This is a genomic window from Bradyrhizobium sp., from assembly GCF_049581145.1.
Classification (GTDB): Bacteria; Pseudomonadota; Alphaproteobacteria; order Rhizobiales; family Xanthobacteraceae; genus Bradyrhizobium.
In genome coordinates, this window is record NZ_JBAURI010001283.1 from 1 (window position 1) to 23,801 (window position 23,801).

A 23,801-nucleotide genomic window follows, 5' to 3' on the forward strand; every position below is an offset into this window, starting at 1 on the left:
GATGAGTGGATGACCAAGTCTTCCCCCTGCTTTCGATCGGCGGGTACGCAAGGCCACGGATCGAAGCATTGTCCTTGCAGTCGAGTCCAGATGACGAGATTCTACGATTGTCGCGGGCAACTCGCGCTCCAAGCTGCGAGGGAGGACTATGAAAACGAGCACGCTCCCGAGGAAACGAAAAAAGAGCAGCGACCTGTGCTCGATTCTGGACGGATCTTCAGAATGAGCGTTTGATCGAAGACTGGGCGTGCATCATGGCTAAAAAGGCGCCGAAGCTCAACCCCGAAGCGAGCGTATGCAAATACGTGGCAAAATATGGACTTGCTGCCCATCTGTTCTACAATCCTGATGGTAGCGTTGCCGCTGTTAAGCTCAGCAAGTTGGACACCGAGCAACAAGCCGATGACGAGACGTCTGAGGACCTTAGAAATCTGCTATGAAGCCGCCGCGCTCTGCCCTGCCCCTTCCGCGCTACGTTGAGCGTAAGCCGCTCAAGAGTGGCGGTTGGGGCTATTTCTTTCACGTGCCATCGTGGGCAAAGAAGGCGGGCTGCACCGTGCACAGCGAGCGGCTCGGCCCCGAGTATCAAACGGCAGTGTCACGCGCTGAAACACTACTCTTGCCAGCGTTCGATGCATGGCGGATCGGCAGTAGTGCCCCAGCAGCGTCGTCCTCCATCGCCGCATTCGGAACGCTCGATTGGATGCTTGCCGAATACCGTTCTGATCGCCGCTACACCAAACTCGACCCCAAGTCCAAGCGTAACCATGAAGTCGGATTCAAGCTCGTTGGCGGCTACGTCCTGAAAGATGGCAAGCGACTCGGCGAGAAGCGCCTCACTGCAATCGATACGGCGCTGACCGACGATCTCTATGAAAAGTTACTGATCCTCAAGATCACCGATGCTGAGGGCAACGTGATCGAACGCGAGCGCCGCACCACGGTGAACCACGCAATGAAGTCGTGCCGCCGCGCGTGGAACGTGGTCGCGCGCCGGCACCCGGGCAGGCTGCCATTGGTTAATCCATTCTCGCAGATGGGACTTCAGTCGTCCAATCGTGAGACACCGACTGCGGCGTACGAAGAGCTGGTCGCCTTCCGCACCAAGGCCGTCGAGCTTGGGCTTCCGTCGCTGGCGACCGCTGCCATGATCGGCTGGGAATGGCTGCAGCGCGAGACCGACATCTTTGCGACTTTCGACGTGTCGCATTATCGCCCGAGAGAGCGCCCGAATATGGTCCGCATCATTGATGAGAAGACCAGACAGGAGGGCTGGATACCGCTGTTCGACGATGCAGGTGCACCGATTTATCCCGAGTTGATGGCGGAGCTCGACGCCATCAAACGCAACCGCATCGGCGGCCTAATGCTGTGCCGGGATTGGGGCGAACGCGGACCATGGCCGACATGGCCGAAGCCGGATCAGCCGGACTTCACGCATCTGAGCCGCAAGGTCAAAAAAATCATCCGCGCGGCCGGCCTTCGCGATGAATTGTCGTTCACATCGTTCCGGCACGGCGGCTTCACTGAAGGCGGCGACGCCGAACTGACCGACCGCGAGATGCTGGCGCAGGGTCGGCACACGACGGTGAAGGTGTTGCCAAAGTACACCAAACGCACGACACGGCAGATCGTCAACGGCGCCAAGAAGCGCCGGGCAGCTCGAACAAAAGACAGACATTTGTCCGAATGAGCATCAGCCTGCTTGTCCGAATGGAAGCTAATGGCTTGGCAACTGCTTGAAAACATTGGAGCGGGTGAAGGGAATCGAACCCTCGTATTCAGCTTGGAAGGCTGCTGCTCTACCATTGAGCTACACCCGCGGAAGGCTGTGACCTAACACGCCCCAGGCGCCGCCTCAACCGTCAAGCGGCGCCGGTTCCGGCCCGGCCCGGACCATCCGGCCCCCCTTAACGCCGGCCGATTCGCGGTCTATATTGCGAGTCCCACCAACAATGAAAGGAGGTGATCCAGTGTCTTGTTTCGAGCGCTGTCACCTCGCTGGGATCGCCCGCTAGGCTGTTCAAGAGCCTGGCATCGGGGCGGTCTCGGCCCTGGACCAGCGAGTTCAACGATTGGGGCGCGGCGGGAGCGATCCCGCCGCGCTTTTGCGCGCGGTGGCGCGGCCGCGACCTTTCCGATCGAAGCTCATATCGGCTTGCCGTGCGGCTTGAACAGCCGGCCTTTTTCCGCCACCAGCACCACCAACAGAGCGGCCAGCGTGCAGAGGAAGAACCCGGTCGAAAACGGCAGCAGCGTGCCGTCATAGGCCTGGCCGATCGTGGTGCCGATGCCGATGCCGAGCAATGTCGTGATCGAGCCGTAGAGCGACGAGGCCGTGCCGGCGATATGGCCGTGCGGCTCCATCGCGAGCGCGGTGAAATTGGCGAAAGTCAGCCCGAACGCGAACATCATCAGCGACGACAGCGCCATGAACAGCGGCAACGGCAGCAGCTGCAGTCTGGCCGCGACCAGCATCGTCGCGGCCACCACCACGAAACCGAGCAACGCGCCGTGCGACATCACGCGCATGCCGAGGCGGCCGACCAGGCGGGCGTTGAGAAAGCCCGCAATGGCGACGCCGACCGCGACGCCGGCGAAGGCCAGCGGGAAATAACGGCCGAGCCGGTAGATCCCGGTGAACACCTGCTGCGAGGAAAACACATAGGCGAACAGCGAGCCCTGCACGCCGCCCGCCGCCAGCGCATAGCCGATGGTCTGGCGATTGGTGACGGTCGTGCGGTACGCGCCCATTACATCGCGGATCGCGAGCGACCTGCGCTCCGAGACCGGCAGGGTTTCCGGCATCCGCAGCGCGCTCCAGATCAGGGCCAGCACGCCATACAGCATCAATACGACAAAGATGCCGCGCCACTGCGTCAGCAGCATCACCGCCTGCCCGAACGATGGCGCGATCACGGGCACCGCGATGAACACCATCATGGCAAGCGACATCACGCTCGCCATCCGCCTGCCGGCGTAGCAGTCGCGCACGACCGAGGTCGCGATCACGCGGGTCGCCGAGGTGCCGAGCCCCTGCAGCGCGCGCGCCAAAAGCACGGTCTCGAATGTCGGCGCCGCGATCGCGAGCACGCTGGCGATGGCATAGAGCGTCATGCCGCCGAGCAACACCGGGCGGCGGCCGAAACGATCCGACAACGGACCTATCGCGAACTGGCCGAGGCCGAAGCCGATCAGGAAGGTCGACAACACCATCTGCGGCCGGTTGGCCAGCACGATGTGGAAGCTCGAGGCGATATCCGGCAGCGCCGGCAGCATCATATCCATCGCCAGCGGGTTCAAGGCCATGATCGAGGCGATGACGACGACGAATTCGGGAAAGCCCATCGGACGGTGGGTCGATGACACCCAGGCATTGGCATTGATATCAGTCACGAAAGGCTCACCTCATGGGATGGGCCCTGTTTTACCGACCATGCTGCGCTGCACAAGTTGCGTTTGCGGATGGCAGCCCCGCGAGCTGCCGGCCGGGCGCCCACGGAACTTCGCGCCCATAATCTCCCGGGCTTGGCGACCGCCGCGATGGAAGACCCCCCTGCTCCGCGACGGCGCAAGGACGCGGCAACCGTTCAAGATGAAGAGCGCGGCTTCGGCGGCGCGGTGGCAGGCCGCAAGCCGCCTCTGATCAGGAGCCCGCCGAAAGCGAGCCACCACAAATACTGCGCATATTGTGGGGCAACGGAGGCCATCGCGATCACGGGCAGGAAAATCGCCACCGGAAAAACCGAGCTGACGAATTCGGGCCCGCGCCAATTGTGCGTGACCAGGAACCACAGAATGGTGTTGAGCCCGGCGATCACGGTCAGATGAACGCCATAGAGCACGGCGACCGCGCTGCTCAGACGGTAGCTGCCATACAGTCCATTGCTGACGGGCAGAAGGATGATCGACAGCAGGAACAGGAGATTGAGCATCACCACGCCGCGCGGCGCCTCGGGCTGCCGCACCAGCCGGCGGTGATGGCTGAGCCAGAACAGCCCCGCGATGACGAAGCTCAGGACCAGCGCCTGCAGACGCTCGCCATAGATATGATAGAGATCGGCCCAATCCGGCAGGCCGTTGAGCTGGCCTGTGACCTGGCTCGACTTGGGCATGTCGTAGGCAAGCAGGGTCATCGCGACACCGAAGATGGTGTTGCTGAGCGAATCCAGCCGACGCATGTCGAAATGATCGGGCTTGCAGTCGGGTTCGGTCATCGCTGACGATCTGCTTGGCAGCGGCGTCGATCGCCGCCGACTGACGGTATGCTGATATTGCGACGACGGGCCGCGTCAGGCATTGACGCAGATCATCCGACCGCGGCAGACGATGCCGGCCCTGAACCAGTTTTTTTCGCCAAGCCCGCTTTTCGCCAGGCCCGCCTTTCGCCAAGCCAGCGCAGGCGTCATTTGCAGGGACGCATCCGTCCGTCAAAGCCCTTATAAGTCCCCGCCCCCGGATTGTAGCTGCGGAAGTGCTTGCACATCGGGTCCATCGCGAGTTGGGTCCGCTTCTGCTCCGCGCGTCTCGGCAACGGAATCGTTTCGCCCGGTCTTATGGCTTCCGGCCTGCTCAACTCCGGCGCCGCGCTGCCGGTCTGCGTGGCGGCTGGTTTCTCATCGGGAACAGCGGACTTCTCCGCCGTGGCGGCAGGTTTCTGGTCCGGAACGACCGGCTGCTCTGCCGTGGCGGCCGGCTTCTCCTCCTGCGCGGCCGGCTTGTCTTCGACGCCCGCCGGCTTGTCCAGCGCGGCGGCGGGCTGCTCTGGCATAGCCGCTGGCTTGTCCGGCGCTGTGGCCGGATTGTCATCAGCGACGGCCGGCTTGCCATCAACGGCGGTCGGCTGGTCTTGGGCAGCCTGGCGCTGCTCCTGCGCGGCAGCGGATGGCGGAGCCATCGCCTTCTGACGTTCAATGAAGCCCTTGCATGCGAACGGGAAAACGATTTCGCCGGACACCGTGAGACCGATCGGCGTACAGCCGCCCGGCGGCGGCATGTCGTCCGTCGCGGGTGCCCGCGCGCGAGCCGGAGCCGGATCAACCGCACCGGTTGTCTGTGCGAGCGCCGCGCCGCCCGTCAGCGCGAAAAGGACGAAGCCCAGAGCTGCGGCATGGCGGGCAGTGGCGGCCTCGGGGACGAATCTACGCATCATTGGGATACTCAACTGACTGTCGCGGGAATGCCGCTGTATCGCCCCTTTTAGGCTAGTCTGTGAACAAAGCACGCTCCCGCCGCGGAAATCTCATCATGATTGCGCCGCATATGGCGCAAATGGCGAATGACGCGCTGCACCGCGCGCGCCAGTTGCGGATAAGGCGCCACGCCTGCCTGGAAGTGAGCCGGATTCGCGGAGGTCCCGCCCCTTCTCACGACGGACTTCGGGACAGCGCCGCGCGGTCTGCTTCGGCCTCCTGTTCCCAGCGCAGAATGGTCTGCTGCAGATCGTGAAACTGCTCTTCGACCACGGCGTCGAACAGCGGATCCTTGCGGTCATCCAGTCGCGCATCAATGGCGGACCAGTCGTCCGGAAGCAGCGCCTTCAAGGCGGCCGGAAACAACAGCTGTTCCTCTTTCTTCAGATGCTCGCGCTGATGATCGATGAACGCGCGCATCGCCGAATGGACGTCCTCGCGCAGGAACTCCTGATCGGCCAGAATCGATTGCACGGCCGCCGCAAAGCCGTGCAGACGGCTGGCCTCGGTCTCGTGCTCCGCTTCGACGTCACCGAAGCGCCTAGCCGCGACGGGGTCGCGCGCCATCAGCTTCGCGAAGATCATCTCTTCCTTCGGATGATGGCACTTTTCGGGATAATCCTGGAAATACTGGATGATGGTCTGCAGGACCTCATAATCCGGCCGTTCGCCGCGGTCGAATATGTCCAGTTCGTGCTCGAGGACGCCAAGCAGCTTTTCGATGTTCTGATGTTCGCCGAGCAGGATATTGATGAGCTTTGGCATCGATCCACTCCGACCAATCAACCAAACTGCTCCTTGATACGACACGTTCACGAGCCTGGACTTGCGCTAGATCAATCGACATCGACGCTTCTGCACTCCTGCCGCCAACGGCAAGCGGGGCGATGCCGATGGCGCCGGGCGATAGGCAGCGCCACTGTCCGTTTCACGCCGGGTCCGCGCAACGCGGTGCCGATGATTGTTCTGAGCGAAGCCCGACTCTGTCGCGCTCGCGATGTATGTACTTCCCCATGGCCTGAGCTGCGATGGTTGGTGTGGCGACACCGTGTCAAGTCACGTTGACTTCAACCGACCGTTTCCCAGGCGCGATTGCGCGTCTGCCATCTTGGGTTACGATCCCGCGGCGGCGCCGATCGGACCGGTCGCTGGTGATGGTTTCCTTGCGCCGCCAAAGGCGGATCCCACGGGATCAGTGACGACGCCGAAAACCGACTGGATCAACGCCAGGAGACTATCGATGGAATACCGACGCCTGGGATCATCAGGGCTCACCGTGCCGGCGCTGAGCTTCGGCACCGGCACCTTCGGCGGCGTCGGCCGCCTCGCCGCCTGGGGCACCACGGACGCGACCGAAGCGCGGCGGCTGGTGGACATCTGCCTCGACGCCGGCGTGTCGATGTTCGACACGGCGGACATCTATTCTCTCGGCGAATCCGAACGCGTTCTCGGCGAGGCCATCAAGGGCCGCCGCGACAAGCTGCTGATCTCGACCAAGGCGACCTTTCGTTTCGGCGAGGGACCGAACGACGTTGGTTCATCGCGCCAGCATTTGCTGGCCGCCATCGATGGTGCGCTCAGCCGGCTCGGCACCGACCATATCGATCTGTTCCAGCTCCATGGCTTCGATGCGTTCACGCCCCCCGAGGAAGTGCTCGCGACGCTCGATGCACTCATACGCGCCGGCAAGATCCGTTACATCGGCGTCTCGAACTTCTCCGGCTGGCACCTGATGAAGGCTCTCGCCGTCGCCGATCAATACGGCTTTCCGCGCTACGTCGCCAACCAGACCTATTATTCACTGATCGGACGCGACTACGAGTGGGAGCTGATGCCGCTCGGCCTCGATCAGGGGCTCGGCGCGGTGGTGTGGTCGCCGCCCGGCTGGGGTCGGCTCACCGGCAAGATCAGGCGGGATCAGCCGCGGCCGGCGGTCAGCCGCCTGCCGCAGACCGCCGACATGGGCCCGCCGGTGCCGGATGAGCAGGTCTATCGCGTCGTGGACGCCATCGACGAGGTCGCCAGGGAGAATGGCAAAAGCGTATCCCAGATCGCGCTGAACTGGCTGCTGCAGCGACCGACCGTCGCGACGCTGATCATCGGCGCGCGCAACGAAGCGCAGCTGCGCGAAAACCTCGGCGCAGTCGGATGGTCGTTGAGCAAAGACCAGATCGCCAGGCTGGACGCGGCCAGCACGGTCACCCTGCCCTATCCGTACTGGCATCAGCGCGCGACCTTCATCGAGCGCAATCCGCCGCCGGTCTAGCGACCGAGGGCGGGTTGATGCCCGCTCCCTCCATTCCGCCCAACCTATCCCTACGTATAGGTCAGTTTAGCCGCTGCGCCGGCTAGACTCTGGCCTCAGCGCACGAAACCGCGGCGCGGCATCTGGCCCTGATGGACGAGCCCGCGAGAGCCGTTTCGCTGCGCTCGTCAGCCCACGGAGTGGCCCATGCGACGTCGGCGCATGGCCCTCCCGACGGGAGCACAAATCCATGAACAAGCCGATCTTGCGCAATCCTTCGGAGAATCCGCCGGTCGCCCCCAGGCCGCCCGCAGCGAGCCTCAGCGAGGGGACGAACCTGCGCCCCCGGCTCCAGTTCGAGCGCGTCGCGCTGCTGCTGCAGGGCGGCGGCGCGCTCGGCGCCTATCAGGCCGGCGTCTATCAGGCGCTGGCCGAGAGCGGGCTGCATCCCGACTGGGTGGTCGGCATCTCGATCGGCGCCATCAACGCCGCGATCATTGCCGGCAATGCGCCGGAGAACCGCGTCGAGCGGCTGCGCGCGTTCTGGGAGGACATCACCGCGCCTGCCATGGGCTTCGACGCCGACATCGCCGGCCTGTTTGCACGAGACGAGACCGCGCGCACGCTTGCCAATCAGGTGAGCGCCGCCATGGTTGCCCTGGCCGGAACGCCGGGCTTCTTCAGGCCGCGACAGCCCAATCCGTGGTTTCATCCGCCCGGCACGATGGCGGCGACGAGCTATTACGACACGCAGCCGCTGAAGACCACGCTCGAGCGCTTCGTCGACTTCGACCGCGTCAACTCCGGCAAGAACGATACCCGTCTCAGCCTCGGCGCCGTCAATGTGCGCAGCGGCAACCTGGTCTATTTCGACACCGGGGCGCAGAAGATCGAACCGGAGCATGTGATGGCCAGCGGCGCGCTGCCGCCCGGCTTCCCCGCCATCGAGATCGAGGGCGAGCACTATTGGGATGGCGGCCTGGTCTCGAACACGCCGCTGCAGTGGATCGTGACGAACACGCGCGTGACCGGGGAGCGGCTGCCCGACGCGCTGGTGTTCCAGGTCGATCTCTGGAATGCGATCGGCGACTTCCCGCGCAACCTCGCGGAAGTCGCAACCCGGCAGAAGGAGATCCAATATTCCAGCCGCACGCGCGCCTTCACGGATTTCATCAGGCGGGTCCACAAGGTGGAATCGTCCGTCGCGGCGCTGATGGACCAGCTGCCGGACGAATTCAAGCAGAGCGAGGAAGCCAGGTACCTCGCCTCGATCGGGCAGCGCCACGCCTATAATCTCGTTCACCTGATCTATCGCCCGCGAGGCTATGAAGGCGACTCGAAAGACTATGAGTTCTCCCGGCTGTCGATGGCGGAGCATTGGCGTTCGGGCTACCAGGACGCCGCGCGCTCGCTGCGGCATCCCGAAGTGCTCGAGCGCGCCGGCAACGGCCACGAGGTCACCATCTTCGACTTTGCCGACCAGGGCAATTGAGCCGCCGAGTGCAGGCCTCTGCCGTCATTCCGGGGCGCGCTCTTGCGCGAGCCCGGAATCCATAACCACCGGCAGAAGTTGTGTTGTGGACGCGTTGCCGCGCCTGCCGAAATATTCGCTCTGTGGTTATGGATTCCGGGCCTGCACTCCGACCGGCTGGCGCCGGCCGGAGCGCATCCCGGAATGACGAACAATGGGTCAACTCCCATAGGATCGGTTTCATGGAATCGCTCGTATAGCCATGCCGCGCATCGCGACATCGATCCGCTCGCGGTCATCCGAGCCTGGAGCCGTTTGCCGTCAGGTAGACCGCATAGAGCGACGTCGTTCCGCAGATGAACAGGCGGTTGAGCTTGGCGCCGCCGAACGTCACGTTCGCGACCATTTCGGGAATCAGGATCTTGCCGATCAGCGCGCCGTCGACATCGTAGCAATGCACGCCCTCCGCGGTGCTGGTCCAGATGCGGCCGTTCCGGTCGACGCGAAACCCGTCGAACAGGCCGGATGTGGACTCGGCGAAGATCTCGCCGCCCGACAGCCCGGCGCCGTCCGCGTCGACGGTGAAGCGGCGAATGTGGCGCGGACCGCCCTCTCGATGCGTCGCGCCGGTGTCGGCGACATAGAGATGGGTCTCGTCGGGCGAGAAGGCGAGACCGTTCGGACGAACCATGTCGGTGATGACTGCTGCGACCGCGCCGGATTTCGCGTCGACGCGATAGACATGGCAGCCCTCGATCTCCGGGGCGGCGCGATCGCCTTCGTAGTCGGTGTCGATGCCGTAGGCGGGATCGGTGAACCAGACGGAGTCGTCGGACTTGACGACCACGTCGTTGGGCGAATTCAGACGCCTGCCGTTGCATCTATCCGCAATGACCGAGATCGAGCCGTCAATCTCGGTGCGCGTCACGCGGCGCGTGAGATGCTCGCAGGTGATCAGCCTGCCCTGATTGTCGACGGTGTTGCCGTTCGAATTGTTGCAGGGCTCGCGGAAGACGGAGACGTCGCCGGATGGCTCGACCAGCCGCATCATGCGATTGTTCGGAATGTCCGACCAGACCAGGTAGCGGCCCGCCGCGAACCAGGCCGGACCTTCGGCCCAGCGCGCCCCCGACCACAGGCGCTCGACGCGCACATGGCCGGCGAAGCAGGCCTTGAAGCGCGGATCGAGAACGACGATGTCCGTTCCCTCGATTTGACCATGCCACATCGCACCCCCCTTTCCATCTCACCCCATTGAATTCCGTTCCCGGAATCCCGGTTCAATGCCGATTCCCCCGGCGACAAGCCGCCTTGCGTCACGCCGATGCATTGCCTGCCTGCCCCGGCACGTTCCTCGCGGCATCGCGATGTCAGCCATCTTGCAACTTTTGCATTTGATTTCCATCGCTGCTTTTCATTCGGCTTGTGCGCATCGCGCCTCGCATGCCATGGTAGCCTGGTAAGTGCACGGGAAAAGCAATTCCCGGCAACTGCTCAGGGTCGGAAAACAGAACACTCAGGGAGAAGAGCCATGAAGGGGACGCTTCGTCTTGCCGGGCTTGCGTGCGCGAGCCTCCTGGTATCCTCGATCATCCTAGCGTCGGACAATGCCTGGGCAGGTCCCAAGATCGTCTCCGGGCCGGGCGCCAATCCCGGCTGCTTCAAGCCGTGGTCGGATCAGACCAAATTCTTCCAATGGGACAAGAAGCCCGGCCCCTACAAGATCGCCCTGGTCAATGGTTTCGTCGGCAATACCTGGCGCATCCAGATGGTGAAGACCGCCAAGGCCTTCGCCGAACAGCCGGGCATCAAGGAGAACATCAAGGAATTCAAGGTCGTCTCCACCGGCACCGATGTTGCGGCGCAACTTGGCGCCATGGAGGACTTCATCAATCAGGGTTTTGACGCCATCGTCACCATCGCGGTGGCGCCCGACGGCTTCGACCGCATCATCCGCCTCGCCGACAAGAACAACGTGGTGGTCGTTCCCTTCGACAACATCCTCGACACCGACAAGGTGATGATGGTGAACGAGGACCAGAAGGAGATGGGCCGCATGTCCGGGAGATGGCTGATCGATCAAATGGGCAAGCACGCCGGCAGTCTTCTCGAGGTCCGCGGCCTGCCGGGCAATTCGGTCGACCGCGACCGCCATCTCGGCTTCCGCGAGATCGTCGAAGCGCCCGGCAACAAGTTTGACATTACCGAGGTGGTCGGCAATTGGGACACCGGCACCTCGCAGAAGGTGACCGCCGATGCGCTTGCCGTGCACGGCCATTTCGACGGCATATTCACCCAGGGCGGCTCGGACGGCACCGTGCAGGCACTGATATCAGCCAAGCATCCCTTCGTGCCGATGTCGGGCGAAGGCGAGAACGAGTACCGCAAGCAGATCGGCGAATATTCCAAGGACGGCCTCAAGGGCATGTCCTACGGCCAGTCGCCGGCGCTGGTCGCCATCGCCACCAAGGCGGCGATCTCGGCGCTGCAGGGCAACGTCATGCCGCAGCTGATCTCGATCCCGATTCCGGTCGCGACCTACAAGGATCTCAAGCCCGGGGTGAATTACTGGCCCGACCTCAACGCCAGTTTCTTTGCGCCAAACCAGTTCCTGCCCTGCGGGGTGAACTTCACGGCGCCCGAAATCATGGCGCAAAGCGAGAAGAACAGTCAGTGACCGCGCAGACCGCGTTTCAGTCGAGGCCTGGCATCCGCCAGGCCATTGCTGCCTGAGGCCGGCCATGCAGGATGCGGTCCCGGCACCGCCCGCATTCCTCCAGCTTTCCGGCATCTCCAAGCGCTATGCCGGCGTGCGCGCGCTGGAAGGCGTCGACTTCGGCTGCGCGCGCGGCAAGATCCACGCGGTGCTGGGCGAGAACGGCGCCGGCAAGTCGACGCTGATCAAGATCATCGCCGGCGTGGTGCAGCCCGATGCCGGCCGCATGCAGCTTGGGGGAGCCGACGTCCGTTTCCTCAACCCCTCCGCGGCCAATGCCGCCGGCGTCGTCTGCATCTTCCAGGAGTTGTCGCTGATGCCCGACCTCTCGGTCGCGGACAACATCTCGATCGCTGCGCCGCCGCGGCGCTTCGGCCTGATCGATGCCAGGGCGCAGCGCCGCCGCGCCGAGGCGCTGCTGGCCGAGATCGGCTGCGAGGACGTCAACCCGGTGATGCGGATTCGCGACCTGCCGCTGTCGCGGCGCCAGATGGTCGAGATCGCCAAGGCGCTCGGCCGGCGGCCGCAACTGCTGATCCTCGACGAAGCCACCTCGGCGCTCACCAGCGCCGACGTCGAGAAGGTCTATGCGATGCTCGCGAGACTCAAATCGGAAGGCACAGCCATCCTCTACATCTCGCACCGCATGCACGAGGTCGAAGCGCTCGCCGACCGCGCCTCGGTCTTCCGCAACGGACGCCATATCGAGACCTTCGACAGGGGCGTGCGCTCGACCGCCGACATCGTCCAGTTGATGATCGGACGCGACATCGCCACACAATATCCGGCGAAACCCAATCCGGCAAAGCGCAACGATCGGCCGGCGCAACCGCTGCTCGCACTCCAGGATCTCACCTGGGACAAACAGCTCGACCGCATTTCGCTTCACGTCGGCGCCGGCGAGATCGTGGGGCTCGGCGGCCTCGATGGCCAGGGCCAGAAATCGCTGCTGCTCGCCCTGTTCGGCGTGCTGCGCGGTGTCACCGGACGCATCACGGTCGAGGGCCGCGAGGTGCGCCCCGGCTCACCTGCGGCCGCGAAGTCGAAAGCGGTCGGCATCGCGCTGGTGCCCGAGGATCGCAAGACCGAAGGGTTGATGCTGCCGATGTCGATCGCCGACAATCTGGTGATCGCTTCGCTGGCCGCGATCTCGACCGGGCCTTTCATCGATCGCGCCAAGGAGCGCGCCGCGGTCGAGCGCGGCATCGCCCGGCTGCAGATCAAGATCGGCGCGCCTGATGATGCGGTCGCGACCCTGTCCGGCGGCAATCAGCAGAAGGTGGTGATCGCCAAATGGCTGATGACCGAGCCCCGCATCATCCTGCTCAACGATCCGACACGCGGCATCGATGTCGGCACCAAGCAGGAGCTCTACCGGCTGATGCGCGAGCTCGCCGACCAGGGCGCCGCCATCCTGTTCTACTCGACCGACTACGACGAACTGATCGGCTGCTGCGACCGGGTGGCCATCATGTATGACGGGCGCATCGTGCGCGAGCTCGAAGGCAGCGAGCTCACCGAGACCAACATCGTCGCGAGTGCCCTCAATGTCGATGCCGCAGCCGGTGCCGCTCATGCTTGACGATCTCGCCATCAGGCTGCGCCAGAACGTCGGTTTCGCTACCGCGATCGTGCTGTTCTGCGTGCTGTATCTGTCCTACAACCTGGCCCATCCGAAGGGCTTCTCCTCGGCCGTGCTGGTGCAGAACGCCGACGAGATCTTCGCGCTCGCGATGCTGGCCATGGCCCAGACCGTGCCGGTCTTGATGTCGGGGCTCGACCTGTCGGTCGGCGCCGTGATGACCATGGTGGGCTGCTTCGCGAGTTATCTGCTGGCCGGCACGGCTGGCGGCACGCCGCTCTATCTCGAGACGTTCGGCCTGCATCTCGGCCTCGGCACCTTCCCGGGCGGCATCAGCGGCATCCTGCTCGGCATGGCGGCGTGCGTCGCGATCGGCACGCTTGCCGGCTTCATCAATGGCTGCGTCGTGGTCTATGGGCGCATCCAGCCCATCATTGCGACGCTCGCGACCGGCGCGGTCTATATCGGGGTCGCACTTTTCCTGCGGCCGACGCCCGGCGGCAAGATCGACGAGGATCTGAACTGGGCGCTGACCAATTCGCTTGGCGATTTCGCCGCCACCGTGCACATCTTCGACGATGGCGCGGCCGGCTGGTTTGTGCCCTTCGCCTGGATTCCGGTGGCCTTCGTGCTGCTGATCCTGATCGCGCTCGGGGTGTGGGTGCCGTTCCGGCGCTCGGTCACCGGCCGTGCGGTCTATGCGGTCGGCTCGGCCGAGGGTGCTGCCTTCATGTCGGGGCTGCCGATCGCGCGCGCCAAGATCGCGGCTTTCACGCTCGGCGGTTTCTTCGCCGGCTGTGGCGGCCTGTTTCTCGCGATCCAGACCTCGTCGGGCAATGCCGATATTCCGCAGGCCGGCGCCTACACGCTGAATTCCATCGCGTCCGTCGTGATCGGGGGCACCTCGCTGTTCGGCGGCGCCGGCAGCGCCATCGGGTCGATCTTCGGCGCCATGATCCTGCGGGTGATTTCGTTCTTCTTCCGCATCTTCGACATCGCCCCGCTGCTGCAACCCTTGTTCGAGGGTCTGATCCTGCTCGTGGCCGTCAGCATCGGCGCGCTGGGCATGCTGCGCGTCAGGAACACGCTGGAGCTGTTCCGATGACGACGACCAGCTTCGGCCTGTCGCGCGACGACCGCCCGATCCTCGTCGCGGCGCTGTTCATCCTCGTCATCCTGGTGGCGGGGACCGCCTACACCATCGCCCATTTCGGCAGCGCGCCGCTGCTGTCGCCGACCTATCTGCTGCAGCAATTGCAGATCGGCGCCTTCCTCGGCATCGTGGCGGCCGGGATGATGATCGTCATCCTGATCGGCCAGATCGATCTGTCGGTGCCCTGGACGCTGGCCGCCGCCGCCATGATGGCGACCTCGATCGGTGGCCCGCTCGCGATTCCCACAGGACTCGGTATCGGCCTCGTGGTCGGCCTCGTCAACGGCATCGGGGTGGCCTATTTGCGCGTGCCCTCGATGATCTTCACCTTGGGCGTCAATGCGGTGATGCGTGGCCTGATGGTCGCGCATACCGGCGGCTATGCGCCGGAGACTGCCGCCACCGAGCTGATGCGTACGCTCGCCTCGGCGCGCACGCTCGGCATCCCCAACGCCTTGCTGGTCTGGGCCGCGGTCTCGGCGATGGTGGTCGTCATCCTGCAGCGCACGGCGCTGGGCCGCTACATCTACGCCATCGGCAACAAGGAGGCGGCGGCCTATCTGGCCGGCATCGATACGCGCCGCGTCACCGTGATCTGCTTCGTGCTGTGCGGCCTCGCCTCGGGTCTCGCGGGCGTGCTGCTCGCCGGCTATTCCACCAAGGCCTATCAGGCGATGGGCGACGCCTATCTGCTGCCCGCGATCGCAGCCGTCGTGATCGGCGGCACCAACATCCTGGGCGGCCGCGGCCGCTATCTCGGCACGCTGGTCGGCGTGGTGCTGATCGTGCTCTTGAACAGCGTGCTGTCGATCATGGCCATGCCCGAGGCCGGCCGGCAGGTGATCTACGGCCTCGTCATCATCCTGATGCTCTTGGTCTATGGACGCGGCCAACGCGTCACGGGCTAGAGGTGCCATCGCGCGCGCCAAGCGGAGGCAGCCTGTTCCGGCTTGTAGCCATTGACAATCGCCGAGTATCCAGCTCGTGGACGGATAGTTAGCCAGGGCAGTCGCTCACAACCGGGCGAGCAGCTCCGTCTTCTTGGCCGCGAATTCCTCCGGCGAGAGAATGCCTTTCTTGTGCAGTTCGGCGAGGCGCTCGATCTTGATGAAGATGTCCGGCTCCTGGGCACTGTCGGGCCGATACGGCTCGCTGGCGGGCGCCACCCGTGGCTCCGGAGCTTTGCTTTGCGCGCCATCGACCGAGACGACCGGCAGGGTTGAGACACTCACTGTCCCATGCTGGCTGGTGAGGGTCAGCGAGCCGCCGCGCCCCTGCTGCTGGGAGACGCCGCTGATCTGGTGGTCCAGCGTATCGTAGACGGTCACGTGTCCATTCAGCTCGACTGCCAATCGCCGTTGCCGGTTGAAATAGGCATAGCGCACCTGGTTCTGTGCGCCGGTCCCGTTGGCGATCCCCAGGTCTGCAGGCCACCATTGACCCGGTGCCCGGCCGGATGTCTCCGGTACGAACAGGCTGACCGAACCTGCATCCAATACGCCGTGGCCGCCCTCCTGCTGGCCGTCACCCTGCCTCTGGGACTGTGATTGAAAGCCCTCGGGAGCTGGCACAAAGGGCTGCGTCGCCAGGATTTGTGACAGCTCGGAACACAGGCCGTCGACCTTCGCCTTGAGGCCATGATTGAACATGTCGCCGACCATCGTCATGCCACCCGGCATCCACTGCCCGGCACCACCGAGGTCGCGATGGTCAAATTGCGCCATCGTGCCTCTGCTGTTCAGGAGGGCCTGCAACAACGTCATCACCGCGTCGACACTGACTCCGTAGCGCTGAGCCAGATCGTTGATTTTCTGCAAGCCTTGGTCGGTCAGGCGGGGCAACGCGTTGTTCCTTGGCGGCGGCAAGACATGACCGGCCGCAGATAGTAGAAACCGAGTCCATGATCGGTGCAAGAACGAACGGCCTTCCACGAGCTCGAAAATCAGCCGATCGGCGCCTAATAAGACCACGCGTCGATCGGCGTGCCGTAGCCCGAACCGCAGCCGCCGTAGCGATGCGGGTAGGCGCCGCACGCGGCTGTTATTCCGAGCGGGCCGAGGTCGATGAAACCGCCGGGGTAACCCGGGCTCCCGCCGCCGGGGTACCAGCTCTCCGGCCGGCGGATGCCGGCAAGTCGGCTGGGATGCCTGATGCGATGTGCTCTTCCAAACGCGGCGGCATGGACACGTCCGACGTGACGACCGCTTCTATCGGTCGTCTGGTCAGACGCCATCGCGCCGCCGGTCACCCCGGCGACCAGCGCGAGCACTGTGCCCGCAAGAATGAGTCTTCTCATCATGGTCTCCTCCGCGTTCTTCGGACCGGACTCCACCTCTGTCGCCACGAGGTTGAGATAGGTGGTTGGGCGCCGCGCGCAATGAGATAGTTCCACCCGGCGCCTGCCAGCGATATCGGACGTCCTCGGCCCCACCTGGCAAACGCCCGTCTCCAATGCCGCTTATTGGCACGAACGCCAATACGAAAGTGAAATCGGAATTCGAAACCCGCCCGCGCAAATGGAGATGCAGATGGAGAATGGACGTTCACACGCCGCGGGGTCGGCCACGCCGGTGGGGAACTCAGGATGAGGTCAGACTGCACAACGATGGCTTTCCTGCAATCGATGGTCCAGAACCGCGATGGCGACGGATGATCGAGGGCTCGCGGCCGCGTGGCCGTTGATCGCCGGCGGCACGGAGGCGTTGGCTCAGCCCTGCCGGCGCAGGAAGCCCGTGATCGTCACGCTTTGCCAGATTCCCGCGGCAAAGAATGGGTCGGCGTGGTGAAACGCCTCGATCTCGGCGCGGCCCGCGGCCTCGATCAGAAACAGGCTCCCGATCATGGTCTGACCGTCATCGGTTACGAGCGGTCCGGACATCACGATTCGTATGCCGAAGCGCGTGGTATCGGACAAAAACGCCTTGTGCGCATCGTAGTGGGCCAGCCGCTTCGGCAGCGCATCCGCATGGTCAACCGCATGAATGGCAAAAAGCATTTTCTTTCTCCACAGTTTCCCTTCAGGCGATGCGAAGGCCGCTCGGCGCCCGCATCAAAGGCCTTTGCCGGCAGGCTCACCCAGCCCTTCCCTGCCGTTCGATCTCTCGCACCGGCCGCTCACCCGAGCGCGCCAGCTTGCGCTCGTCGACGCCCGCAACCGGCCGCGGCGTGACGACGGATTGCCATGATTCCTATGAAACGACCTGCAAGATGACAGGGCGATTGCAGCGGAGAACCCCATTGTCACGACGGCAACCATCGATTCATCACCGCGCCCGCGCCATCCGGCCCATCGAGCGCACAACTCCAAATATAAATGCTCGGCTTGCGGAACTTGCGCTGGATCAATTGACCTCGAGGCCTCATGGTCATAACGACGTGCCAGGGTTTTCGCCGGAGCTTTTCATGATCAGATCCATCCTGGCCGCGGTCTGCGCGGTCCTGTTTGCCGCCAATCTGCACGCCGCCGGCCTCGACGATCTCAAGGCCGCCAAGGCGGCCGCGGACCAGGGCTCCGGCGACGACGCCGTCCGGCTGTTCACCAGCGCGATCTCCGCGGGCGATCTGTCGGCCGACGATCAATTCGCCGCCCGGACCGGACGCGCCGGCCAGTATTCGGCGCAGAGCCTGGTCGCTGATGCCTTTGACCGGCGCGATGATGGCCGCCGCCTGCGCGAGAACGCGATCGCCGATTTCACCGCCGCGCTGGCGCTGAAGGCCGGCGACGCCGGCGTCCTGACCGAGCGCGGTCAGGATTATCATATGAACCAGCAGTTCGATGCCGCGGTCGCGGATTTCACCGCGGCGTTGCAGATCGATCGTTCGCCCGGCACGCTGTTGCAGCGGGCGAGCAGCCTGCGCGCCAAGGGTGCCTATGACGATGCCATCGCGGACTGCACCGCCGCGCTCGGCATGGAGATGCGCGACGGCCTCGAACCCATGGATATCTACAACGAGCGCGGCTATACCGAATTCCTCGGCGCCCGCTATGATGCCGCCGCCGCCGATTTCGACAAGGCGCTGACGCTCGGCGCCACCGCGCGGGCCGACGACGTGCTGTGGCTGCCCTACCAGATCGTGTGGCTGCATCTCGCCCGGGCGCGCGCGGGCCAGAAGGATCTGGACCAGCTGCAGAGCCTGTCGGAAAAAGTCAACCTGAAGCAATGGCCCGGCACGCTCGTGGCCTATTTCCTCGGACAGGTTCAGTTGACCGACGTGTCGGGGCCGTCGAGCCACGGCATGATGGGGCGCGCGCGCGAATGCAACATGTCGCTGTTCGCCGGCGAGGATGCGCTGGCCAAGGGCGATCACGAGAGGGCCAGCGAACTGATCGGCCGCGCCCACGAGATGTGCAGCGCTCACACCTTCCAGGCTCTCGTGGCGAGCACCGAGTTCGACCGGCTGAAGAAATAACGGTCGGCCGGTTGCGGCCGGCGCGACCAGCAGCAAGACAATCAAGACGTGGATGCAAGCGACAGACGCCGGCCTGACGAGTTCTGACTGCGGCCGCTGGCGGTAACCCATCGCCACGAGTTATGAGTCGCAGGCCTCGGCGGCAACTCTCTCTGTCGTCATGGCCGGGATTCGTCCCGGCCATGCACGTCTCTGCAGCAGCAAAAAACAAGACGTGGATGCCCGCGACAAGCGCGGGCATGACGAGCAGGCCACAGGGCGCCACTCCCTCCACCATCATGGCCGGGCTTCGTCCCGGCCGGCCACGTCCTTTGCAGCGCATAGGAGTTGGGTTCCTCGCGAAACCCATCATCTTCGCAACAGGCAATCGATGGGTATCGCTTCGAGGCTGGGCAAATTCTTGCCCGGCCTTTTCGCTCAACCCATCCGACGAGTTTCGGAAAACGCCGTCCCTATTCCGCGGCGAGCGAGAGCGGCTTGCGCGGCAGGCCGAGCTGGTCCCAGACATCGACCAGCGCCTCGGCCAGGCGATCGATCAGGGCGTCGTCGTGATAGGGCGACGGGGTGATGCGCAGCCGTTCCAGCCCGCGCGGCACCGTCGGATAGTTGATCGGCTGGATGTAGATGCCGTGATCCGACAGCAGGAGATCGGACGCCAGCTTGCACTTTTCGGGATCGCCGACATGCACGGGCACGATGTGGGTGTCGCTCGGCATCACCGGCAGGCTTGCGGCGTTGAGCACCGATTTCAGCCGCGCGGCGCGGTCCTGGTGGCGCTCGCGCTCCCAGCCCGACGTCTTCAGATGCCGGATCGCCGCGGTCGCCGCGGCGCAGATCGCCGGCGGCAGCGCGGTGGTGAAGATGAAGCCGGGCGCATAGGAGCGCACCGCGTCGATCAGGTTGCTGTTGGCGGCGATATAGCCGCCGAGGCAGCCGAACGCCTTCGCCAGCGTGCCTTCGAGAATGTCGATGCGCGCCATCGCGCCGTCGCGCTCGGCAATGCCGCCGCCATGCGGGCCGTACATGCCGACCGCATGGACCTCGTCGACATAGGTCAGCGCGCCATAGCGTTCGGCAAGGTCGCAGATGCGGTGCAGCGGCGCGACGTCGCCGTCCATCGAATACAGGCTTTCGCACAGGATCAGTTTCGGCCGGTCAGGAGCCGCCGCACGCAGCAATTGTTCGAGATGGTCGGTGTCGTTGTGGCGCCAGATCTGCTTCTCCGTGCCGGCCTTGCGCACGCCCTCGATCATCGAATTGTGGTTGAGCGCGTCCGACAGCAGCAGGCAGTTCGGCAGCAGCTTTGCGATGGTGGAGATGCCGGTCTCGTTCGAGACATAGCCGGAGGTGAAGACCAGCGCGGCCTCTTTGCCGTGCAGTTCGGCGAGCTCGCGCTCCAGCATGATCAGCGGGTGATTGGTGCCGGCAATGTTGCGGGTGCCGCCGGCGCCGGTGCCCATGCGCCCGGCGGCATCGACCAACGCGGCGATGACCTTGGGATGCTGGCCCATGCCGAGGTAATCGTTCGAGCACCAGATCACGACGTCGCGCGGCCCGTTCGGCGAATGCCAGATGGCGTGCGGAAACCGTCCGGCGAGGCGTTCCAGATCGGCGAAGACGCGATAGCGCCGCTCATCATGGAGCTGGTTCAGGGCCCGGTTGAAAAAGACGTTGTAATCCATGCGATCAGCCACCTCGGTATCCCCCTCACAACCCATCTGTACCACTAAAGACAAAATCACTGGCCATTGCCTTGATCCAGGTCAGAAAACCGGGTTTGCAGCTCAGACCCCGTCCAATTGCGTATGCGCGATGGCTTTGAGCTGCTGCCGCTCCCGCTCGCTCAGCGCGACGACTTCGGGCAGCGCGGATCCCCTCGGCCGACGCCACAACGAGACGCCGATCGCGAGCAGGCCGGCGAGCAGAACCGTGAGCGGCGCGCCCCACAGGATCGCCGTATGCCAGCTCAACCGCGGCTTCAGCAGCACGAACTCGCCATAGCGCGCCACCATGAAATCGACCACCGCGGCGTCGCTGTCGCCGGCCTTGAGGCGTTCGCGCACCAACAGCCGCAGGTCGCGCGCCAGCGGCGCCTCGGAATCGTCGATCGACTGGTTCTGGCACACCATGCAGCGCAAATCGTGCGAGATCGTACGCGCGCGGGCCTCGAGCGCGGGATCGGGCAGGATCTCGTCGACCTGGACCGCCAGCGCGGGCGCAGGGCCCAGCAGCGCCAGCGCCAGCAGCAGAAACCGAACGCTGCGCATCATCCGAACTCCCGATCCCCGCTTCATTCGGCAGGCTGCGCCACGATCCGCGCCGCCGGCTTCGGCGCGCCGATCCGCAGCCGCCGGTCGGACAAGGACAGCGCGCCGCCGAAGGCCATCACCACCGCCCCGAGCCAGATCAGCAGCACGAAGGGCTTGTGATACAGCCGCAGCGCGATCGAGCCGTCGGCGTTGCTGTCGCCGAGCGAAAGATAGAGCTGGCTGACGCCGCGCGTCAGCAGCGCGGCCTCGGTGGTGGACATGCCGTCGCGCGACGGGAACACCCGCTTCGACGGCTCCATGATGCCGATCGCCGCGCCGTCCTTGCGCACCGTGAAGTGCGCGGCGGTCTCGCGGTAATTCGATCCGTTGCGGTTGATCATGCCGTCGAAACTCAGATCATAGCCGTCGATGGCAACCGTCTGCGCAGGCTTCAGCGCAATGATGCGCTCGCTGCTCCAGGTGGTTCCGCAGACGATGCCGAGCATGGTGACGCCTAATCCAAAATGCGCCACCGCCGTGCCCCAGGACGAGCGCGGCAGTCCGGCTGCGCGCCGTCCGATCTTCTCGATCGACAGGCTGCGCAGATCGACGCGTTCCGCAATGTCGGTCAGAGCGCCGGCCATGACAAACAGCCCCAGGCCGATGCCGAACGGCGCCAGCACGGCCTTGGTGCCCGCGAATGCAAAGGTCGCAGCAATTCCAATCATCGCGATCGCGCATGCCGCGAGCAGGCGCTGCGCGACGCCATAGAGATCGCCGCGCTTCCAGGCCAGCAACGGCCCGAACGGCACCGCGATCAACAGCGGGATGAACAGAGGTCCGAAGGTGAGATTGAAGAACGGCGCGCCCACGGAGATCTTGTCGCCGGTCAGCGCCTCCAGCATCAGCGGATAGAGCGTGCCGACGAAAACCGTGGCGCAGGCGGTCGCCAGGAACAGATTGTTGAACACCAGCGCGCTCTCGCGCGAGATCGGCGCGAACAGGCCGCCCTGCTTCAGGAGCGGCGCGCGCCAGGCGAACAGCGACAGGCTGCCGCCGATGAACACCACCAGGATCAGCAGGATGAACAGGCCGCGCGCCGGATCGTTGGAGAATGTGTGCACCGAGGTCAGGACGCCCGATCGCACCAGGAAGGTGCCGATCAGCGACAGCGAAAAGGTGAGAATGGCCAACAGAATGGTCCAGACCTTGAGCGCATTGCGCTTCTCCATCACCACCGCCGAATGCAACAGCGCGGTGCCGGCAAGCCAGGGCATCAGGGACGCGTTCTCGACCGGGTCCCAGAACCACCAGCCGCCCCAGCCCAGCTCGTAATAGGCCCAATAGGAGCCCATCGCGATGCCGAGCGTCAGGCACATCCAGGCCAGCAGCGTCCACGGCCGCACCCAGCGCGCCCAGGCCGCATCGATGCGGCCTTCGAGCAGCGCCGCGACCGCGAAGGAGAACGCGATGGAGAAGCCGACATAGCCGAGATAGAGCATCGGCGGATGCACCGCGAGGCCGAAATCCTGCAGGATCGGATTGAGGTCGCGGCCTTCAGGCGGCACCTCGGCCAGGCGCCTGAACGGATTCGAGGTGAGCAGGATGAAGAGATAGAAGGCCGACGCGATCCAGGACTGCACCGCCAGCACATTGGCCTTCAGCGAACTCGGCAGATTGACCCCGAACACCGCGACCAGCGCGCCGAAGATCGCCAGGATCAGCACCCAGAGCAGCATCGAGCCTTCGTGGTTGCCCCAGACGCTGGTGAACTTGTAGATCAACGGCATCTGCGAATGCGAATTCTCGAACACGTTCTGGACCGAGAAATCCGAAGTGACGTAGCAGATGGTGAGCGCGCCATAGGCCAGCGCCACGAAGGCGAACTGCGCCAGCGCGGTGGAATCGGCCAGTTTCATCAGCGCCAAATCGCCCTTGCGGGCGCCGATCACCGGGAAGACCGACTGGATCAGGGCCAGCGCCAGCGCCAGCACGAGCGCGTAATGGCCGAGTTCGGCGATCATGACGATGGCTCCCCGTTGTTGGCGCGCATGTCAGCTTGCGGATTCACTTGCAAGCTCACTTGCGGATTTATTTGCAAGCTCACTTGACGCTCGCCTTGATCAGGTTCGGCGCCGCGGTTTCCTGCCAGTGGCCCTGCTTCTTCAGCGTCTCGACCACTTCGCGCGGCATGTAGTTCTCGTCGTGCTTGGCCAGCACCGTGTCGGCCACGAAGGTGCCGCCGGGCTCGAGATGGCCTTCGGTGACGACGCCCTGCCCCTCGCGGAACAGGTCGGGCACGATGCCATGGTAGCTGACCGGGATATCCTTGTTGCCGTCGGTGACTTCGAAGCGGATCTGCAGATTATCGCCGCGTTCGATACTGCCCGTCTTCACCATGCCGCCGAGGCGAACGCGCTTTCCGGGCGCCGTCCTGGCCTCGGCGATGTCGGTCGGCGAGTTGAAGAACACGATGGAATCGCGCAGCGAGGTGAGCACCAGCGCCACCGCGATGGCGAGCACGCCGAGACTGGAGCCGATCAGGATCAGGCGCCGCTGTTTGCGTGTCATGAGCCTTCCAGTCCGAGCTCTTTGGTCAACTCGCCGATACGGCGCAGATGGTCGCTGTTGCCGGCGAGCGCGCCGCGGGCGCTGGCTGCCGCGGCCTCCGCCTTGTCGCGTTCGCCCAGCACCGAATAGGCCCGGATCAGGCGCAGCCAGCCGTCGACATCGGAGCCGTTCGCAGCCATGCGCTGGGCCAGCTTCGCCACCATGCCTTCGAT

The 23,801-nt window shown here is 64.6% G+C and carries 21 protein-coding genes, 1 tRNA gene and 1 pseudogene; 9 read left to right on the plus strand and 14 right to left on the minus strand.

Features of this window, described 5'->3' with window-relative positions:
• Positions 1-254 precede the first annotated feature (254 nt).
• Complete coding sequence (locus WCB02_RS40700; protein WP_423968343.1) at positions 255-440, plus strand: hypothetical protein; 186 nt, start codon at positions 255-257, stop codon at positions 438-440.
• On the plus strand, positions 437-1,693 hold the full coding sequence (locus tag WCB02_RS40705; RefSeq protein ID WP_423968346.1) for a hypothetical protein: 1,257 nt from the start codon (positions 437-439) through the stop codon (positions 1,691-1,693). The genes WCB02_RS40700 and WCB02_RS40705 overlap by 4 nt, the downstream gene beginning before the upstream one ends.
• A 56-nt stretch (positions 1,694-1,749) precedes the next feature.
• On the opposite strand, the gene WCB02_RS40710 is transcribed toward WCB02_RS40705, so the two are convergent.
• The 5 genes from WCB02_RS40710 to WCB02_RS40730 all read right to left on the minus strand — a co-directional run bounded on the left by WCB02_RS40710 (position 1,750) and on the right by WCB02_RS40730 (position 5,957).
• Positions 1,750-1,823, minus strand: a tRNA-Gly gene (locus WCB02_RS40710).
• A 325-nt stretch (positions 1,824-2,148) separates the two neighbouring features.
• Entirely contained in the window at positions 2,149-3,396 is a 1,248-nt protein-coding gene (locus tag WCB02_RS40715; protein ID WP_423968349.1) for a multidrug effflux MFS transporter, read from the minus strand.
• A gap of 194 nt (positions 3,397-3,590) precedes the next feature.
• Complete coding sequence (locus WCB02_RS40720; protein WP_423968351.1) at positions 3,591-4,217, minus strand: TMEM175 family protein; 627 nt, start codon at positions 4,215-4,217, stop codon at positions 3,591-3,593.
• A gap of 188 nt (positions 4,218-4,405) precedes the next feature.
• Positions 4,406-4,996 carry a BA14K family protein gene (locus tag WCB02_RS40725; protein WP_423968353.1) on the minus strand — a complete coding sequence of 197 codons (591 nt, stop codon included), beginning with the start codon at positions 4,994-4,996 and terminating at the stop codon, positions 4,406-4,408.
• A gap of 370 nt (positions 4,997-5,366) precedes the next feature.
• On the minus strand, positions 5,367-5,957 hold the full coding sequence (locus tag WCB02_RS40730; protein WP_423968355.1) for a hemerythrin domain-containing protein: 591 nt from the start codon (positions 5,955-5,957) through the stop codon (positions 5,367-5,369).
• Positions 5,958-6,432: 475 nt separating this feature from the next.
• Here WCB02_RS40730 and WCB02_RS40735 point away from each other — a divergent pair, with 475 nt between their 5' ends.
• Together WCB02_RS40735 and WCB02_RS40740 are read left to right on the plus strand one after the other, a co-directional pair.
• The gene (locus WCB02_RS40735) at positions 6,433-7,458 is read left to right on the plus strand and encodes an aldo/keto reductase (RefSeq protein WP_423968357.1); all 1,026 of its coding nucleotides are present in this window, start codon (positions 6,433-6,435) and stop codon (positions 7,456-7,458) included.
• 229 nt (positions 7,459-7,687) lie between these two features.
• Positions 7,688-8,929 carry a DUF3734 domain-containing protein gene (locus tag WCB02_RS40740; protein ID WP_423968359.1) on the plus strand — a complete coding sequence of 414 codons (1,242 nt, stop codon included), beginning with the start codon at positions 7,688-7,690 and terminating at the stop codon, positions 8,927-8,929.
• A 274-nt stretch (positions 8,930-9,203) separates the two neighbouring features.
• Here the strand turns inward: WCB02_RS40740 and WCB02_RS40745 are convergent, their stop codons facing one another.
• On the minus strand, positions 9,204-10,136 hold the full coding sequence (locus tag WCB02_RS40745) for an SMP-30/gluconolactonase/LRE family protein (protein WP_423968362.1): 933 nt from the start codon (positions 10,134-10,136) through the stop codon (positions 9,204-9,206).
• 303 nt (positions 10,137-10,439) lie between these two features.
• Between WCB02_RS40745 and WCB02_RS40750 the strand changes: the two genes are divergently transcribed.
• From WCB02_RS40750 to WCB02_RS40765, 4 genes are all read left to right on the plus strand, one after another.
• Positions 10,440-11,585: a sugar ABC transporter substrate-binding protein gene (locus tag WCB02_RS40750; protein WP_423968364.1), complete on the plus strand. Its 1,146-nt coding sequence runs from the start codon at positions 10,440-10,442 to the stop codon at positions 11,583-11,585.
• 64 nt (positions 11,586-11,649) lie between these two features.
• Positions 11,650-13,206: a sugar ABC transporter ATP-binding protein gene (locus WCB02_RS40755; RefSeq protein ID WP_423968366.1), complete on the plus strand. Its 1,557-nt coding sequence runs from the start codon at positions 11,650-11,652 to the stop codon at positions 13,204-13,206.
• The gene (locus tag WCB02_RS40760) at positions 13,172-14,311 is read left to right on the plus strand and encodes an ABC transporter permease (protein ID WP_423968368.1); all 1,140 of its coding nucleotides are present in this window, start codon (positions 13,172-13,174) and stop codon (positions 14,309-14,311) included. Before WCB02_RS40755 ends, WCB02_RS40760 begins: the two co-directional genes overlap by 35 nt.
• Positions 14,308-15,267 carry an ABC transporter permease gene (locus tag WCB02_RS40765; RefSeq protein WP_423968370.1) on the plus strand — a complete coding sequence of 320 codons (960 nt, stop codon included), beginning with the start codon at positions 14,308-14,310 and terminating at the stop codon, positions 15,265-15,267. The genes WCB02_RS40760 and WCB02_RS40765 overlap by 4 nt, the downstream gene beginning before the upstream one ends.
• 105 nt (positions 15,268-15,372) lie before the next feature.
• Here the strand turns inward: WCB02_RS40765 and WCB02_RS40770 are convergent, their stop codons facing one another.
• The 3 genes from WCB02_RS40770 to WCB02_RS40780 all read right to left on the minus strand — a co-directional run bounded on the left by WCB02_RS40770 (position 15,373) and on the right by WCB02_RS40780 (position 17,354).
• Positions 15,373-16,200, minus strand: a complete 828-nt coding sequence (locus WCB02_RS40770; protein WP_423968373.1) for an SHOCT domain-containing protein — start codon at positions 16,198-16,200, stop codon at positions 15,373-15,375.
• Positions 16,201-16,316: 116 nt separating this feature from the next.
• Positions 16,317-16,655, minus strand: a complete 339-nt coding sequence (locus tag WCB02_RS40775) for a hypothetical protein (protein WP_423968376.1) — start codon at positions 16,653-16,655, stop codon at positions 16,317-16,319.
• 411 nt (positions 16,656-17,066) lie between these two features.
• Positions 17,067-17,354, minus strand: coding sequence for a YciI family protein (locus WCB02_RS40780; RefSeq protein WP_423968378.1), 288 nt, complete (start codon positions 17,352-17,354; stop codon positions 17,067-17,069).
• A 407-nt stretch (positions 17,355-17,761) separates the two neighbouring features.
• Between WCB02_RS40780 and WCB02_RS40785 the strand changes: the two genes are divergently transcribed.
• Positions 17,762-18,769: a tetratricopeptide repeat protein gene (locus WCB02_RS40785; protein ID WP_423968380.1), complete on the plus strand. Its 1,008-nt coding sequence runs from the start codon at positions 17,762-17,764 to the stop codon at positions 18,767-18,769.
• Between the two features lie 452 nt (positions 18,770-19,221).
• On the opposite strand, the gene hemA is transcribed toward WCB02_RS40785, so the two are convergent.
• From hemA to WCB02_RS40810, 5 genes and pseudogenes are all read right to left on the minus strand, one after another.
• On the minus strand, positions 19,222-20,451 hold the full coding sequence (gene hemA / locus WCB02_RS40790; protein WP_423968389.1) for a 5-aminolevulinate synthase: 1,230 nt from the start codon (positions 20,449-20,451) through the stop codon (positions 19,222-19,224).
• Positions 20,452-20,553: 102 nt separating this feature from the next.
• Positions 20,554-21,039 (minus strand): cytochrome c-type biogenesis protein, encoded by a 486-nt coding sequence (locus WCB02_RS40795; RefSeq protein ID WP_423968382.1) that lies wholly within the window; start codon positions 21,037-21,039, stop codon positions 20,554-20,556.
• 20 nt (positions 21,040-21,059) lie between these two features.
• Entirely contained in the window at positions 21,060-23,042 is a 1,983-nt protein-coding gene (locus WCB02_RS40800) for a heme lyase CcmF/NrfE family subunit (RefSeq protein WP_423968384.1), read from the minus strand.
• A 79-nt stretch (positions 23,043-23,121) separates the two neighbouring features.
• Positions 23,122-23,589, minus strand: a complete 468-nt coding sequence (ccmE, locus tag WCB02_RS40805) for a cytochrome c maturation protein CcmE (protein ID WP_423968386.1) — start codon at positions 23,587-23,589, stop codon at positions 23,122-23,124.
• Positions 23,586-23,801, minus strand: a pseudogene (locus tag WCB02_RS40810) (c-type cytochrome biogenesis protein CcmI); the annotation flags it as partial. The gene ccmE and the pseudogene WCB02_RS40810, both read right to left, overlap by 4 nt.

Excerpts from the sequence above, each read along its gene's own strand:
- WCB02_RS40700 (WP_423968343.1), top strand. The coding sequence starts at position 255 with ATGGCTAAAAAGGCGCCGAAGCTCAACCCCGAAGCGAGCGTATGCAAA.
- WCB02_RS40705 (WP_423968346.1), top strand. The coding sequence starts at position 437 with ATGAAGCCGCCGCGCTCTGCCCTGCCCCTTCCGCGCTACGTTGAGCGT.
- WCB02_RS40720 (WP_423968351.1), bottom strand. The coding sequence starts at position 4,217 with ATGACCGAACCCGACTGCAAGCCCGATCATTTCGACATGCGTCGGCTG.
- WCB02_RS40725 (WP_423968353.1), bottom strand. The coding sequence starts at position 4,996 with ATGCCGCCGCCGGGCGGCTGTACGCCGATCGGTCTCACGGTGTCCGGC.
- WCB02_RS40730 (WP_423968355.1), bottom strand. The coding sequence starts at position 5,957 with ATGCCAAAGCTCATCAATATCCTGCTCGGCGAACATCAGAACATCGAA.
- WCB02_RS40735 (WP_423968357.1), top strand. The coding sequence starts at position 6,433 with ATGGAATACCGACGCCTGGGATCATCAGGGCTCACCGTGCCGGCGCTG.
- WCB02_RS40740 (WP_423968359.1), top strand. The coding sequence starts at position 7,688 with ATGAACAAGCCGATCTTGCGCAATCCTTCGGAGAATCCGCCGGTCGCC.
- WCB02_RS40745 (WP_423968362.1), bottom strand. The coding sequence starts at position 10,136 with ATGTGGCATGGTCAAATCGAGGGAACGGACATCGTCGTTCTCGATCCG.
- WCB02_RS40750 (WP_423968364.1), top strand. The coding sequence starts at position 10,440 with ATGAAGGGGACGCTTCGTCTTGCCGGGCTTGCGTGCGCGAGCCTCCTG.
- WCB02_RS40755 (WP_423968366.1), top strand. The coding sequence starts at position 11,650 with ATGCAGGATGCGGTCCCGGCACCGCCCGCATTCCTCCAGCTTTCCGGC.
- WCB02_RS40760 (WP_423968368.1), top strand. The coding sequence starts at position 13,172 with ATGTCGATGCCGCAGCCGGTGCCGCTCATGCTTGACGATCTCGCCATC.
- WCB02_RS40765 (WP_423968370.1), top strand. The coding sequence starts at position 14,308 with ATGACGACGACCAGCTTCGGCCTGTCGCGCGACGACCGCCCGATCCTC.
- WCB02_RS40775 (WP_423968376.1), bottom strand. The coding sequence starts at position 16,655 with ATGAGAAGACTCATTCTTGCGGGCACAGTGCTCGCGCTGGTCGCCGGG.
- WCB02_RS40780 (WP_423968378.1), bottom strand. The coding sequence starts at position 17,354 with ATGCTTTTTGCCATTCATGCGGTTGACCATGCGGATGCGCTGCCGAAG.
- WCB02_RS40785 (WP_423968380.1), top strand. The coding sequence starts at position 17,762 with ATGATCAGATCCATCCTGGCCGCGGTCTGCGCGGTCCTGTTTGCCGCC.
- hemA (WP_423968389.1), bottom strand. The coding sequence starts at position 20,451 with ATGGATTACAACGTCTTTTTCAACCGGGCCCTGAACCAGCTCCATGAT.
- WCB02_RS40795 (WP_423968382.1), bottom strand. The coding sequence starts at position 21,039 with ATGATGCGCAGCGTTCGGTTTCTGCTGCTGGCGCTGGCGCTGCTGGGC.
- WCB02_RS40800 (WP_423968384.1), bottom strand. The coding sequence starts at position 23,042 with ATGATCGCCGAACTCGGCCATTACGCGCTCGTGCTGGCGCTGGCGCTG.
- ccmE (WP_423968386.1), bottom strand. The coding sequence starts at position 23,589 with ATGACACGCAAACAGCGGCGCCTGATCCTGATCGGCTCCAGTCTCGGC.